The 15,033-nt window shown below is 35.1% G+C and carries 12 protein-coding genes and 1 other RNA gene; 8 read left to right on the forward strand and 5 right to left on the reverse strand.

Translation table 11 applies throughout. From position 1 onward, the window contains the following. Window positions 1-6 precede the first annotated feature (6 nt). The 4 genes from napA to HNS40_RS05315 form a co-directional block, all read right to left on the reverse strand. Window positions 7-2,796, reverse strand: a complete 2,790-nt coding sequence (napA, locus tag HNS40_RS05300; RefSeq protein ID WP_172278421.1) for a nitrate reductase catalytic subunit NapA — start codon at window positions 2,794-2,796, stop codon at window positions 7-9. Window positions 2,797-3,203: 407 nt separating this feature from the next. Then, window positions 3,204-4,355 carry a cytochrome d ubiquinol oxidase subunit II gene (gene cydB / locus HNS40_RS05305; protein ID WP_172278423.1) on the reverse strand — a complete coding sequence of 384 codons (1,152 nt, stop codon included), beginning with the start codon at window positions 4,353-4,355 and terminating at the stop codon, window positions 3,204-3,206. Between the two features lies 1 nt (window position 4,356). Continuing rightward, a complete protein-coding gene (locus HNS40_RS05310) occupies window positions 4,357-5,916 on the reverse strand; it encodes a cytochrome ubiquinol oxidase subunit I (RefSeq protein ID WP_172278425.1) in 1,560 nt (519 codons plus the stop codon). A 3-nt stretch (window positions 5,917-5,919) separates the two neighbouring features. Then, on the reverse strand, window positions 5,920-6,135 hold the full coding sequence (locus HNS40_RS05315) for a DUF4492 domain-containing protein (RefSeq protein WP_172278427.1): 216 nt from the start codon (window positions 6,133-6,135) through the stop codon (window positions 5,920-5,922). 233 nt (window positions 6,136-6,368) lie between these two features. Between HNS40_RS05315 and HNS40_RS05320 the strand changes: the two genes are divergently transcribed. Genes HNS40_RS05320 through HNS40_RS05330 form a run of 3 tightly spaced genes read left to right on the forward strand, consistent with a single transcriptional unit; the run spans window position 6,369 to window position 8,455 of the window. Continuing rightward, on the forward strand, window positions 6,369-7,388 hold the full coding sequence (locus HNS40_RS05320) for an aminoglycoside phosphotransferase family protein (RefSeq protein ID WP_172278429.1): 1,020 nt from the start codon (window positions 6,369-6,371) through the stop codon (window positions 7,386-7,388). A 9-nt stretch (window positions 7,389-7,397) separates the two neighbouring features. Further along, complete coding sequence (locus HNS40_RS05325) at window positions 7,398-7,811, forward strand: RNase adapter RapZ (RefSeq protein WP_172278431.1); 414 nt, start codon at window positions 7,398-7,400, stop codon at window positions 7,809-7,811. After that, window positions 7,811-8,455, forward strand: coding sequence for a cation transporter (locus HNS40_RS05330; protein WP_172278433.1), 645 nt, complete (start codon window positions 7,811-7,813; stop codon window positions 8,453-8,455). The genes HNS40_RS05325 and HNS40_RS05330 overlap by 1 nt, the downstream gene beginning before the upstream one ends. A gap of 444 nt (window positions 8,456-8,899) precedes the next feature. Here HNS40_RS05330 and ffs read toward each other — a convergent pair. Continuing rightward, an RNA gene (ffs, locus tag HNS40_RS05335) (signal recognition particle sRNA small type) lies at window positions 8,900-8,999 on the reverse strand. Between the two features lie 156 nt (window positions 9,000-9,155). Here ffs and HNS40_RS05340 point away from each other — a divergent pair. From HNS40_RS05340 to lon, 5 genes are all read left to right on the forward strand, one after another. Then, a complete protein-coding gene (locus HNS40_RS05340; protein ID WP_172278435.1) occupies window positions 9,156-9,581 on the forward strand; it encodes a SoxR reducing system RseC family protein in 426 nt (141 codons plus the stop codon). Then, window positions 9,582-10,667 (forward strand): acyl-CoA reductase, encoded by a 1,086-nt coding sequence (locus HNS40_RS05345; RefSeq protein WP_216663611.1) that lies wholly within the window; start codon window positions 9,582-9,584, stop codon window positions 10,665-10,667. Window positions 10,668-10,798: 131 nt separating this feature from the next. Next, window positions 10,799-11,053, forward strand: a complete 255-nt coding sequence (locus HNS40_RS05350; RefSeq protein WP_172278437.1) for a type B 50S ribosomal protein L31 — start codon at window positions 10,799-10,801, stop codon at window positions 11,051-11,053. Window positions 11,054-11,206: 153 nt separating this feature from the next. Continuing rightward, window positions 11,207-12,385 (forward strand): GlmU family protein, encoded by a 1,179-nt coding sequence (locus HNS40_RS05355; protein ID WP_172278439.1) that lies wholly within the window; start codon window positions 11,207-11,209, stop codon window positions 12,383-12,385. 182 nt (window positions 12,386-12,567) lie between these two features. After that, the gene (gene lon / locus HNS40_RS05360; protein WP_172278441.1) at window positions 12,568-15,021 is read left to right on the forward strand and encodes an endopeptidase La; all 2,454 of its coding nucleotides are present in this window, start codon (window positions 12,568-12,570) and stop codon (window positions 15,019-15,021) included. Window positions 15,022-15,033: the final 12 nt, after the last annotated feature.

The raw sequence follows: 15,033 nt of genomic DNA on the forward strand, positions 1-15,033 counted from the left end.
TGCTAATTATGCCTTATAAATTTTGACAGCTGCCTTTTTAAAGTCAGTTTGCTTAGAAATAGGGCAGGTTGCATCTAAACATACCTTATTAATAAACACTTTCTCGTCAAACCAAGGCACATAAATTAAACCAACAGGAGGTCTGTTTCTACCTCTAGTGTCGATATGAGCTTTTACTTTTCCCCTTCTGGATTCTACCCAAACCAAATCGCCTTGTTGTAGGCCTTTTTTCTCAGCATCCTCTGGATGTAAATAACATAAGGCTTCGGGAACAGCACGGTATAATTCAGGAACTCTCATGGTCATGGTTCCACTATGCCAATGTTCTAATACACGGCCAGTGCATAACCATAATGGATATTCTTTATCAGGCATTTCTGGAGGATCCATATAAGGTCTAAAGAAGATTTTTGCTTTATTCGTCAGGTCATAATTATCTTTGTCAGCTTGAACACCAGTTAAATCACCTTGAGGAAGATTTTTGAAAGCAGCACCGTAGAATGCAAATTCTCCAGTATCGGCTTTACGAGCATAAGGATCGTATTTAGCATTAAAACGCCATTGAGTTTCTTTACCATCCACCACTGGCCATTTTAGTCCACGTACTTTATGATAGGTGTCGAAATCAGCATAATCGTGAGCTTTTCCTTCACCAAATTTACGATACTCTTCCCAAAGATATTTCTGAATAAAGAAACCATAACCTTCCCAAGGCTTGTCGTCACTACCAATAATTTCTCTTTTGTCTCCTTCTACTTCAGTATTTGAGAAACCATCACCAATTGGATCTGGCCAGCTATAGGACTTTGCTTCTTCGTTGGCATAAAGCAATTCGTATAGGGTTGTTTTTTTATTATAACCCATGGCTTCTGCTTCGGCCATAACATCAGGTAGACCAGCTTCTAAACCGGGAATAGGTTGTGTGCCCCAAAGTTCGCCTATGGTAAAACGCTTTGAAAGTTCAACAATTTGCCAAGTATCTGACATGGCACCACCAACTGGAGTTACTTGTTGTTTCCAATGCTGTGTTCTACGTTCTGCATTTCCATAAGCTCCCCACTTTTCGTAGATCATGGCAGTTGGAAGAATTAAATCAGATACTTTTGCAGAAATACCTGGATAACCATCACTACAAACAATGAAATTGTCCATTTGGCGAGCGGCTTTAATCCAGTGATTGGCATTAGCAGTATTTTGCCAAGGATTATTAACTTGTACCCAAGCAAATTTTACATTACCATCCTCTAAATCTCTCATGAGTTTCATGAAGTGTGTTCCTACTTTTGGATTTAATGTATCTTTTGGCAGTTTCCAGATTTTCTCAGAAACAGCTCTGTGTTTTGGGTTGGCGACTACCATATCAGAGGGTAAGCGGTGAGCAAATGTTCCTACTTCACGTGCTGTACCACAGGCCGATGGTTGGCCAGTTAAGCTGAAAGCACCATTCCCAGGTTTGGCTTGTTTTCCCAATAGGAAATGGACCATATAAGCTTGCTCATTCACCCATGTACCACGAGTGTGCTGATTCATTCCCATCGTCCAGAAAGAAACTACTTTTCTTTGTTGATCTACATATAAATCTTTAAGAGCTACTAATTTCTCTTTATAAGCTTCAATATCTTCATTGCTATCACCTTTTGATAATTCAGCAACAAATTCTAAGGTATAAGGGGCAAGAGCTTTTTTAAACTCTTCGAACTCAATCTTCCAATGTTTACCAGCACTTGCGGTATTTTTCATTTCTAAAGTATCGCCCGCTTTATGGCCTAAATATCCAAGCGTAACCCCTTCAGCTTCTGATACTATTTTAGAAGATTCTTTGGCATTGATAACAGATTCTTTTGCATCATATTTAGGATGACCAGCTTTACGCATGCCATATCCTGTATCAACAGGACCAGTAGCAAAAATAATATGTTTATCTATGAATTCTTGATCTACAGATTTCGGGTGATTATATACAATTTCACGAGCCAAGTAGTTCCATAAAGCTAAATCGGTTTGTGGTTTAAACACAATTTCAATATCAGCTAAATCAGAAGTTCTGTTGGTAAAAGTGGTTAGATTAACTACTTTAACTTTGTCTGGTGCACTCAATTTTCTATCGCTCACTCGAGCCCAAAGAATAGGGTGCATTTCTGACATATTAGCTCCCCAGGTTACCACTGTATCGGTAAGTTCGATATCATCATAACATCCTGCAGGCTCATCGATACCAAAAGTTTGGATAAAACCAGCAACGGCAGAAGCCATACAGTGACGAGCATTAGGATCGATATTATTAGATCTGAATCCAGCTTTCATTAATTTAACAGCAGCATATCCTTCTTGTACTGTGTATTGTCCCGAGCCAAAAATTCCTATGCCAGTAGGGCCTTTCTCTTGTAGACTACTTTTGATGTGTTTTTCCATTTCATCAAAGGCTCTCTTCCAACTTACGGGCTTAAATTTACCGTTTTTGTTGAAATTTCCAGTTTCATCTACACGTAATAAAGGTTGTTGTAGGCGGTCTTCACCATACATGATTTTTGCATTAAAGTATCCTTTAATACAATTTAAGCCCCTGTTAACAGGAGCGGCTGGATCTCCTTTTACAGCTACGATTTTATCGTCCTTGGTTGCTACCATAATACCACATCCGGTACCACAGAACCGGCAAACTGATTTGTCCCAGCGCCATCCGCTTTCAGCATCGTTCATAGCAGCTTGAACACCCATTGGGAGTGACATACCTACCGCCGTGGCCACAGATGCTGCAGCAGAGTTTTTTAAAAATTCTCTTCTTGTTGTACTCATATCATTTCTATTGATAAATATTTACATTTCTTAGAGTTGAGGTAATTAGGTACTAAAAGTACTAAAATACCTTATATGACATATCTAGTTAATTATATGTAATCAGGTACCAGAAGTCTTTAAAGTTTTTAAAAGTCAGTATATCAATAGTATATGTTGTTTAAAAAAAGTTAAAAATTTCCTAAAAAAAATGCAGCATCCGATAAGAATGCTGCAAAAACATCAGCTTTCGCTGATTATCAAAATGAAATGAATGAGTATTATGAAATAGCTATAAGCTAAATTTCCTTATTTTAATAGATGATCGAACTTTTTGAGTGCCCACTTGATGAATAAGTATGTTAAATAGATACTTATTGGCCACGTGATAAGCATGATAATTTCTTTAGTATACATTTTCCTTGTTTTTAATAAATGTGATGTTCATTTTCCATTTCTTCTGCATCTATTTTCTTCTTGTTCATCGATTTCCATGCATACCAAATATAAGCAAGAACGAATGGAACTAAAAGTGAAACATAGGACATAGCTACTAAGGTATAGTGACTACTTGAGCTATTATATATGGTTAGTGAACTTTGTATGTCGGTATATGAAGGATAATAGGCCGTGTGATTAAAGCCAGCCATTAAAAATAAAGCAAACACAGTAAGAATAGTTCCTATACCTGCTGGCCATATTCCTTTTGAAGAACATTTGTGTACCAGAAAAGCTCGGGCGATTCCAGCTAAAACCATTAATACACCAATGATTAATAAGATGAATACCACAGGTATTTGAATCAGGTTATTGAAATATTTATAAGGTTCTAAACTGATCATTCCATTTTCACTAACTGCAAAACCATCTTTCACCAAAATATTGATCAAGAAGAAGAGAAAAAGCACCACGAATGGAATGGCATTTTTTAGTATGTTTTCTCTAGAGCGTCTTAAAATGGAGTCGTCCTCAATGCTATTCATAAAATAGAGGAGGGCTAGCGTTCGGCTGAGGAAGAAGACAGCCAATCCTAGGCTTAAATTAATATAAGTATTATAGTCAGTCAGGGTAAGAGCCAATTCGAGTCCTCTAAAAGGAGAATCCCAGAAACTTTGGTTGAGGTCGTTAATATGGAATGGTGAGCCAGTGAAAAAGGTAGCCACTGCAGTTCCTAAGAAGATAGGCGCTATAAGTCCATTGGCAAATAGAAAACCATTAAATACTTTTTTACCCAAGAAATTATTGGGTTTTGAGCGGTATTCATAGGAAACGGCTTGCACAATGAATGCAAATAAAATAATCATCCAAACCCAATAGGCACCACCAAAACTAGTGGAATAGAATAGGGGGAAGGATGCGAAAAAAGCGCCACCAAAGGTCACTAAAGTGGTAAAAGTAAATTCCCACTTTCTGCCGAGTGTATTAATGAGCATACTTTTTTCTAGTTCCGTTTTCCCGATGCAATTAATAAGTGTTTGTCCGCCTTGTACAAATAGTAAGAATACCAATAAGGCCCCAAGTAATGCGTTGATAGCATACCAATAATGCTGTAATGTGATTAAGTCTAAATTTTCAAACATCCTAATGTCCTCCTTCGTTTGGTCCGATATGAATTTGCTTTAGCATAATTTTTATCTCAGCAATAAGCAGTGCTGTAAATGTGATAAAGAAAAGTGCAAAGGTGATGATGACACTATTGATGTCAATATTTGAAACAGCAGTCGTGGTAGGCATTAAATCTTGTATCACCCAGGGTTGTCTTCCCATTTCTGCAATAATCCATCCGCTTTCTGAAGCCACATAGGCTAATGGCATGGTCCAAACCGCTAGCCATAAAAGCCAGCGCATTTGATGTAATTTTTCTTTGTATAAAAAGAATAGAACTACCATAAAAAGAACTAGAAAATGTCCTCCAAGTACCACCATAATATGGAAACTATAAAAGCTAAAAGGAACACTTGGGATAATATCGTGTGGGTTATCAAAATAGCTATATCCAAAATAAGCAAAGTAATTATTGAGGAAGTCTTCGTCTTCAAATTGTGCTGTTAATTTGCTTATTTGAGCTTCGTTATTGTCTTTTTTGGCTAGTTTAAAGTCGGTGAGTGCTTGACGAGCAATTTTTCCTCGTTCCATCTTTTCATAATAAGACATGATGCCTTGTTCCTCATTGCCATGTACCAAATCGTGTATGCCAGCAACAAACGCATCTCCATCTAAGAAAGCCATATAACTTAAGGCACTAGGTATTTCTATTTCGAAGAAGAAATCTTTCTTTTTGGCATTTTCTGGAATGGGATCGTCTTTTAGGATTCCAGCTGCAACCAAAGGAGCATGGTCTGTACCATAATATAGACCTTCCATGGCTGCAAATTTCATGGGTTGTGATTTTGCTATTTCTCTGGCACTTTCATCTCCAGTTCCGATAGTTAACACACTGAAAATAAATCCAAAAATAGCTGCCACAAGAATGCTTTTTTTGGCCAAAGCAGCTTCTCTATTTTTGAGTAGGTACCAAGCTGAAATTCCAAGAACGAATACTGCTGCTAAAATATAGGAAGAGTATATGGTGTGTAAAAATTTATTGATGGCATTAGGATTAAATAATACTTCCCAGAAATTATTCATCTCCATGCGGGCTGTATCTGGGTTAAAGTTCATGCCTATTGGATTTTGCATCCATCCATTAGCGACTAAAATCCAGAGCGCAGATAAGTTGCTTCCTATGGCTGTTAACCAAGTTGCGGTAAGGTGGAATCCTTTACTCACTTTATTCCAACCAAAAAACATAATGGCGATAAAAGTAGATTCCATAAAGAAAGCCATAATTCCTTCAATGGCTAGTGGGGCTCCAAAAATATCTCCAACAAACCAAGAGTAGTTAGACCAATTGGTGCCAAATTCAAATTCTAATATGATACCAGTAGCTACTCCAATGGCAAAGTTAATTCCAAAAAGAGTCATCCAAAATTTGGTGATTTTTTTCCACTCAACGTTCCCCGTTTTTACATAGATGGTCTCCATGATGGCAATGATGAAAGTAATTCCGAGGGTGAGAGGTACAAAAAGCCAGTGATATAGGGCCGTGAGCGCAAACTGAGCTCTGGACCAATCAATTAATGTAAAATCAAATTGTTCCATAAATTATTTATTAGGCGTAGTTAATTGTTCCAAAACATAATCGCTTTTTTGCTGATTGTTTTCAAAGTGTGATCCCAAAAAATCACTAAAGAAAAAAAGTCTGAAGATGGCAAACATAATGAATAGCTTGATGAATATAATGAGCCACAGATTTTTGCCCCAAGTCATGTCTCTATAGCCATCGATATAAAAACTAAAGATATTTTTAATTGTTTTCATAGTGCTTTTTTCTTTGTTGAATGATTAAATATCATTTTGGTATTCTGACACCTTAATATGAGAATTATCTCATATTGAATTTACAAATATAATGAACATAATCTCATATGGAAGATATCACTTCATTTTTTTTCAATTATTTATCGGTTTAATTGATAAGGGAAAATCTATAGTATTTGCTATACGCAAGAAAAACAAAGTCTCAAATTCCATGAAATTTCTATATTTGAACAATGATTCGCATAAATACAGAAATACTTATTTCAAAAGAATACCAAAATTGGCAATCGAAGGTGCCAGAACGGATTGAAGTATTAAACTCTGGTTCAGCTTCTAGTCGTCATTATTTTCGTTTATATTCTGGTGACAAAACAATAATAGCCACCTACAGCACAGATATAAGAGAGAATGAAGCTTTTTTTTATTTGGCTGATTATTTCCGACAAAAAGGAATTCGTATTCCTGAAGTATATTATATTTCGGAGGATCGCTGTGTTTATTTACAGCAAGATATTGGGGATTTAAATTTACTCAATTACTTGAAATCTGAAGGGTTAACCACTGGAACTAAGCAATATTATAAGGAGAGCTTGGAAATGCTCATGAAAATGCAATTAGGTGCTCGTGAACTCGACTACTCAAAATGCTATCCTCGCGCTTCTTTTGATGAGCAGTCGATAATTTGGGATCTCAACTATTTTAAGTATTACTTCCTTAAAGTTTCAGGAGTTGAATTTGATGAACAATTATTGGAGGATGATTTTCAGTTTTTGGCTCAAGATTTGGCGATAAATGAATTGGAACCTTATTTTATGTTTAGAGATTTTCAAGCTCGAAATATTCATATACATAAAGGGGAAGTTTGGTTTATCGATTTTCAAGGAGGTAGGAGAGGCCCCATGCTTTATGATCTGGCTAGTCTATTATATCAGGCCTCCGCTAACTTGCCCAATGCCTTTAGAAAGCAATGTTTAGATGACTACTTTATGCTCTGTACACCAGAAATAAGTCAGAATAGGATGGATTTCGATAATAATTTCAAAAAAATCCTTTTAATACGCATTGTTCAAACACTTGGAGCCTATGGATTTAGAGGATTGATAGAAGGAAAGCCCTATTTTAAAAACAGCATTCCCAATGCTCTGGATAACCTGCAAAGACTACTGGTACAGATGGGCGGTGATGATAAAATATCCTATTTTTTAAAGATATTAGCTGATGTTGTGCAAATAAAAAATAATTTTGAAAATTAATTCTAGAAGATGTTAAAGATAAAAGTCAATAGTTTTTCATTTATATATGGAAGTATTCCTACCGACCCCAATAATGGAGGAGGTTTTGTTTTTGATTGTCGTGCTTTACCAAATCCTGGCAGGTACGACGAGTACAAAAGTTTAACAGGAATGGACGAGCCAGTGGTGGATTATCTCCTTAAAGAAAAAGAAGTGCATAGCTTTTTAGAGCAAGTCTATACCCTGGTTGAGCAATCTGTTGACAAGTACCTAGAACGTGGCTTTACTGATTTAATGGTAAACTTTGGTTGTACTGGAGGTCAGCATCGTTCTGTTTTTGGAGCAGAGCAATTGAGCCAACATTTAGCCGATAAATACGATGATGTATTGATTGTAGTTCGTCATTTGGCAAGAGAAGCAGCCGAAAATCAAAAGACGAGCTAGTGGAGGTTACAAGCGATTTATTACAAAAGAAAAAGCGAACGCTTTGGATTAACTTTTTAGTGATATTCGCTACTTGGGTGCCCTTTGTTTTCATTAGTATATTGTCTAACTCGATTACTCTAATAGCCCAAATGCTGATGGGAGGAGCTCAATCCCTATCTGTCTTCCTCAGTTTACGTACCGCTCAAAAATCGGTTAAAAAGCAAGAGGTTTTGATAAAAAAGGAAGTTTTTAATGCCAGAATTATGGTATTTGTATTTTTTGTTTCTTTTATTGTAGTTTCCTTTATTGCCATTAAAAGATTTTTTCACCCTAAAGAATTGGAGTTTTATGCTTCCATGGCTGGAGTCTTTGGAAATACAATTGCTGTTTTTGTAAATTTTTACCAATGGCGCAAAAATTTAAAAATAAGTAAAGAAGCTTTTTCTCCCGTTATGGAAAGTCAATGGACCTTATTCCGTATAAAAACCTTTACTGCTTTAACTGCAGTGATAAGCATTTTGGTTTATTATTTTGTACCTAGTGTTATTATTCATGATTATGTGGATCCAGCCTTCTCTATTGCACTCGCAAGTTTGATACTTTATTCCGCTATTTCTTTGCTTCGTAAAGCTCGATTTGGTGGTGGAAAAGTTAATAATTAGATTTCTTGAAGGTTCACGTTTCTAAAATTAGAATAGCGATAATGTACTGTATATTAGGCTTTTAATGTGTTAAAGGTAATTGATACTGGTGCTTATTGAGAATGGTAGCAATAGGTTCTGATGTTAATTATAGTTGGGAATTGTTAGGTACTGAAAAGAACTTATTTAGCTATTTCTTTTACTTCAAATGATCCTATAAACTTTCTTTTATTAGAAAATTGTTTTTCTTTGATACTAAAAATCTATTGTATTTCGATTTAAAGCATGATATGTAATAAAGGTCCAATTTGGTTAGTCAGTATTAATGGAAAAAGGTTTCATAGCTAAATAATTAACAGGTATAAAGAAAGCCTTTCAAACAAATTAATATTTAAAAGGCTAAGATTATAATAAATTTCTCAAGATCAGTGTTGCAAATTTTTGAGAAAAATGATTGCACAAAAAAAAGGGCAAGCTACTTGCATCGCACTGCTACAACTTCATACCCTTGCTACGTTCCCGTCCTGGGGGAGTTCTGAAGGAGCTAGTCGTACAAGACTTACCCAGCTGCAAAAGTACAAATGTTTTTATATTTTTCGCAAATAAAAACTAACATTTTTTTAATTGTAATCTGATCAGATAGTTGTAGCTAATTTTTCTTAAAATAGAGTCCTCTCTTCAGCTTTTTTATACCTTTGCCAGCACCAAAAAAAACATTTAAATGTCAGAAAAAATCGGTGATCAAATACAGCATGATGGTATTATCACTCTAGTAGAGCCTGATAAACTCTCTGTGAGTATTATTTCAATGGCAACTTGTGCTTCTTGTCAGGTGAAAGGAGCTTGTTCTGCTTCCGATATGAAGGAGAAAATAGTTGAGGTGAAGCCACATACCAACCAAGACTATAAGGTTGGTGATAAAGTGATTATTGCTATTGATCAGAAAGTTGGAACCTGGGCGGTCCTATTTGGATATGTGTTTCCGCTAATTATAGTAGTGGTGGCTTTAATTATTTTTACTAACCTCATTGAAGATGAAGGTCTGGCTGGATTGATTTCTATTGCACTATTAGCTCCCTATTATGCTATTTTGTATTTTACTAGAAAGCGAATGGCGAATAATTTTGAATTTAAACTTTTGAAATAAATGATAGCATTAGAAACACGAATCGCTGCTTTTTCTAAGGTGGGCGCTTTTTTAAGATTATTACTAGATAATAACATGAAGCCACTGAAACTGGAGGAGCTTAAAAAATGGAACGATCAAGTGGGTACCGTCATACAGCTTCAGGATGAGTTATTAGACTATTTTGAGCATGCTCATCATTATAATGGTTGGTTTACTCAAGAGTTTGTGAGGATGGCCTTGCAAGACTGGTCAGAGGCATTAAGAAGAGATAGAATGCAGCGTTGGTTGAAACCCTATCCTTTTAAAAAGGATTACGAGCAAAAAAAAGTAGGGGTAGTCATGGCTGGTAATCTCCCTTTAGTTGGGTTCCATGATTATTTAAGTGTTCTCTTGTCAGGACATCAATTGATAGCCAAATTAAGCTCCGATGATGCCCATTTGCTTCCATTATTAAATCAGATACTTGGAGTGGTTGATCCCGAATTGGCTAGTCAAGCCTACTTTACTAAAGGACAACTTGAAAACTTTGATGCTGTTATTGCGACTGGCTCTAATAATACTGCTCGATATTTTGAATACTATTTTAGTAAGTATCCTCATATCATCAGAAAAAACAGGAATGGAATTGCAGTCCTTGATGGTATGGAAACTGAGCAAGAGCTTTTTGCTTTGTCCAAGGATATTATGAGTTATTTTGGTTTGGGTTGTAGAAGTGTTTCCAAGTTATATGTCCCAATAGGATATGAGCTGCGCTCATTATTTGAGGCTATGGAGTCTTATAAACATTTCGAACATCATAATAAATATTATAATAATTACGAATATAATAAAGCCATATATTTGGTAAATAAGGTTATGCATCGTGATAATGGGTTTCTATTAGTAAAGAAAGACCTTTCACTTGCCTCTCCAATTTCTGTTCTTCATTATGAGGAATATAATTCCTTGTCTGAATTAAAAGAATATCTGGAGCTTAAAAAAGATGAAATTCAATGCATCATTGGACATCAAAATGAGTTTTTTGACTTTGGCCAAGGACAGCATCCAGCGCTTAATGATTATGCAGATGGGGTAGATACTATGGCTTTTTTAGTTGCTTTATAGTTGAAAATACCAATGTTTTCAATAAAAAGAAAAGACTTTGAAATTAATACGTAAAAAAACTTGAAAAATATTTTTATTTTAACTGAAATTATATACTTTTGCACACCGAAAATATTAAGGAGAAAAAAGAAATGAGAAAAGATATCCATCCAAAGGAATACAGATTTGTAGTATTTAAAGATATGTCAAACGGTTATGCATTTTTAACTAAATCTGCTGCCAAAACTAAAGAAACTATTGAGTTCGAAGATGGAAAAGAATATCCATTGATTAAGCTTGATATTTCAAACCAGTCTCACCCATTTTACACTGGTAAGATGAAGTTAGTGGATTCAGCTGGTCGTATCGATAAGTTCAAAAATAAATACAAGAAACACCTTAAGTAATTCTTGTTTTAAGATATTTGATAAAGCCCATTTCTTCGGAGATTGGGCTTTTCATATTTAATGTTTTTTCACAAAATATTCTTTGAAATGCCATAAATAATGCTTATTATTGTATAAACAGAAGTAGAGTTATAAATATTTAATAATCAATATATGAATTATATCCTATTTGACGATTCGTCCAGAAACAATCTTTTGCCTCTAACACTCGTTAGGCCGATTGCTGATATTCGAATAGGTATTTTAACCATCAGAGAGAAATGGGAGAAATATTTGGGAGAAAAAACATCAACCATAACAGAATCTTATTTGGCAAAGAAATTTCCTATTAAAGAAGGAAAACAAAATATACTTATCAATGGTTCAGTATGTCCAACTCCTGAAATGGTAAAGGCAGTTAAAAACCTGAAGATAAATGAGACCTTAAATACTGAAGATTATATTATTGCCATGAATGTAGGCGAAGATATTAGTGGTGAGCCTAATTTTGATGCTGAATACAGTCATGATTTTAATGAAGAGCATATCAAGTTAATGTATACTTATGATGTCTTTTCTAATAATGACAAGGCTATTCGTGATGATTTCATTCTTCTTACAAAAGGGAGGAAATCTGCGAAACTAAGCGATAGTAATAATGTAATTGGGCTGGAGAATATATTTGTAGAAGAAGGTGCCACTGTTGAATTTGCGACTCTAAATGCAAATACAGGGCCAATATATATCGGTAAGGATTCTGAGATCATGGAAAATAGCGTTATTCGTGGTCCTTTTGCATTATGTGAAAATGCAGTTGTGAAAATGGCAGCCAAAATATATGGAGCTACTACTGTTGGTCCCTATTCTAAAGTTGGGGGTGAATTAAATAATACTGTGATTTTTGCTCATAGTAATAAAGCGCATGATGGTTTTCTTGGAAACAGTGTAATCGCAGAATGGTGTAATTTGGGTAGTGATACTAATACCTCTAATCTTAAAAATACATACGAACCTGTAAGATTGTGGAATTACCCTCAGTCAAGCTTTGTGAGTACAGGATTAACTTTCTGTGGTTTAATAATGGGTGACCATTCTAAATGTGGTATCAATACCATGTTTAATACAGGAACTGTGGTTGGAGTGAATTGCAATATTTTTGGCTCTGGATTCCAAAGAAATTATATTCCTTCTTTTAGATGGGGTGGAACAGGAAGACAAAGCAATTATCAAATAGATAAAGCATTTGAAGTTGCGAAAATTGTTTATGGCCGAAGAGGTAAAGAATTTGACCAAATGGAGCAAGATTTATTACAATCGGTATTTGATTTAACTATTGGAAATAAGTCCTATTAAAATTTTGGATCATATAATATTGAAGCCCTTTTTTACAAAAGGGCTTTTTTTTGGTATGTTATTTGAAACACTTATGAATTCAATTAGTGATATTAAATAAATAATTGATATACAATGTTTTACGATGGGGCTGTTTGTGTTTTTTCCATGGTTTAATCAAATGTCTGTCAAATTGTCAATATATGAAAGAAAAAATGACAAATCTATTATACTTGTCCGACTTAATGGACCACGATGCAGAATATATTCCTCTTTTATCTAGCGAAGATGAGGATCTTATGAATAATGAAGATTTACCTGATGCCTTACCCGTTTTGTCTTTAAGAAATACGGTGCTATTTCCAGGTGTGGTCATTCCTATTACAGTAGGCAGAGATAAATCTATAAAGTTGATAAAAGAAGCCTATAATAATGGAAATAAAACCATAGCTGTAGCTTCTCAGAGAGATGTAGCGATAGAGGATCCTGAAATTGGAGATCTTTATAACGTTGGGACTACCGCTCTAATTCTTAAACTGTTGAATATGCCTGATGGTACTACCACAGCAATTATTCAGGGTAAGAGAAGGGTTGAGTTGAAAGAAGTGGTTCAAACAGAACCATACTTGGTTGCTCGAATAAAGAATAGAGCCGAAGTTTTGGCTGAGAAGAATGATAATTTTACAGCATTGCTCGACTCTTTAAAAGAGCTTTCTGTTCAAATTATTAAGCAATCACCCAATTTACCTTCTGATGCAGCCTTCGCTTTGAAGAATATTGAAAGTCCGAACTTCTTAGTGAACTTTATCTGTAGTAATTTGAATGCTGATGTTAACGACAAACAAAAATTGTTAGAGGTAGATTCTATTACTGAAAGAGCACAAGGCGTATTGAAAAATTTGCATAAGGAGTTGCAAATGTTGGAGCTTAAAAATCAAATTCAAAGCAAAGTAAAAAAGGATCTCGATAAACAGCAGCGTGATTATATGCTTAATCAACAATTGAGAACCATTCAAGAAGAATTAGGAGACGTTCCAAGTGAAACTGAAATAGAGGAGCTTAAAAAGAAAGCGAAGAGTAAAAAGTGGAATAAAGAAGTTAAGAAGACATTTGACGAGGAGTTGAAGAAATTAAGAAGGATGAATCCTCAAGCTGCTGAGTTTTCTATACAACTCAATTATCTCGATACACTTGTAAGTCTTCCTTGGGGAGAATATACCGAGGATAATCTAGATCTTAAAAATGCTCAAAAGGTTTTAGATGATGACCATTATGGCTTGGAGAAAGTAAAAGAGAGAATTATTGAGTATCTAGCAGTTATAAAGCTGAAAAAGGATTTGAAATCTCCTATTATATGTCTTTTAGGCCCTCCCGGTGTTGGGAAAACCTCACTAGGTAAGTCAGTTGCTAGAGCTTTAGGTAGAAAGTATATAAGAATGTCCCTGGGTGGTTTACGTGATGAATCTGAATTGCGTGGACATAGAAAAACCTATATCGGAGCTTTGCCAGGTAGAATTATTAAAAATTTAAAGAAAGCTAATTCCTCTAACCCCGTATTTGTTTTAGACGAAATAGATAAGGTGAGTGGGAATAATTATAGTGGCGATCCTCAAGCTGCTTTATTGGAAATATTAGACCCAGAGCAAAATACAGCCTTTCACGATAATTATTTAGAAGTAGATTATGATTTATCTAGAATCATGTTTATTGCAACAGCTAATAATATAAGTACCATTCATCCTGCCTTAAGAGATAGGATGGAAATTATCGATTTAAGCGGTTACTTGAAGGAAGAAAAAATAGAGATTGCCAAGCGTCATTTATTACCTAAACAATTAAGAGAACATGGTGTTAAGAAATCCCAACTTACTTTCTCTAAAGCCATATTGGAGCAGATAGTAGAGGATTATACTCGCGAAGCTGGTGTAAGAACTTTAGATAAAAATTTGGCTAAGATTATTCGTAATAGGGTAAAAGCTATTGTGATGGAGGAGGCCTATAATATAAAGGTGGATAAAGAGGATGTTGTAAATATTATGGGAACACCACGATTTCGTCGAGATAGAGATCTAAATAATGATATTGCTGGCGTAGTGACTGGATTAGCTTGGACAAGCGTTGGGGGAGAAATTCTGTTTATTGAAACCAGCCTCAGTAAAGGAAAAGGAAGTTTTAGCTTAACCGGAAACTTAGGTGATGTGATGAAGGAGTCAGCTACTATAGCTTTCCAATATATTAAATCACATGCAGCTGATTTTGGTATTGATGAGGATGTGTTTACTAAATATAATGTGCATATTCATATTCCGGAAGGAGCTACTCCTAAAGATGGCCCTTCAGCTGGTGTTACTATGTTAACTGCTTTAGTGAGCTTATTTACTCAAAGGAAAGTAAAATCTAAGATTGCTATGACTGGTGAGATTACACTTAGAGGTAAGGTTCTTCCAGTTGGAGGTATAAAAGAGAAAATTCTAGCGGCCAAAAATGCTAAGGTTACTGAGATTTTGCTTTCTAGCGAAAACAAGAAAGATATTGATGAAATCAATGAGAAATATATCAAAGGTTTAAGTTTTAAGTTCTTCGATAGTTTAGTAGATTTGGTTCAATATGCTTTAACAGAAACTAAAGTAGTAAACGCTATTAAGTTTGAAAAATAATCGTTTGAAAAA

It is taken from the genome of Lentimicrobium sp. S6, assembly GCF_013166635.1.
Classification (GTDB): Bacteria; Bacteroidota; Bacteroidia; order Bacteroidales; family UBA12170; genus UBA12170.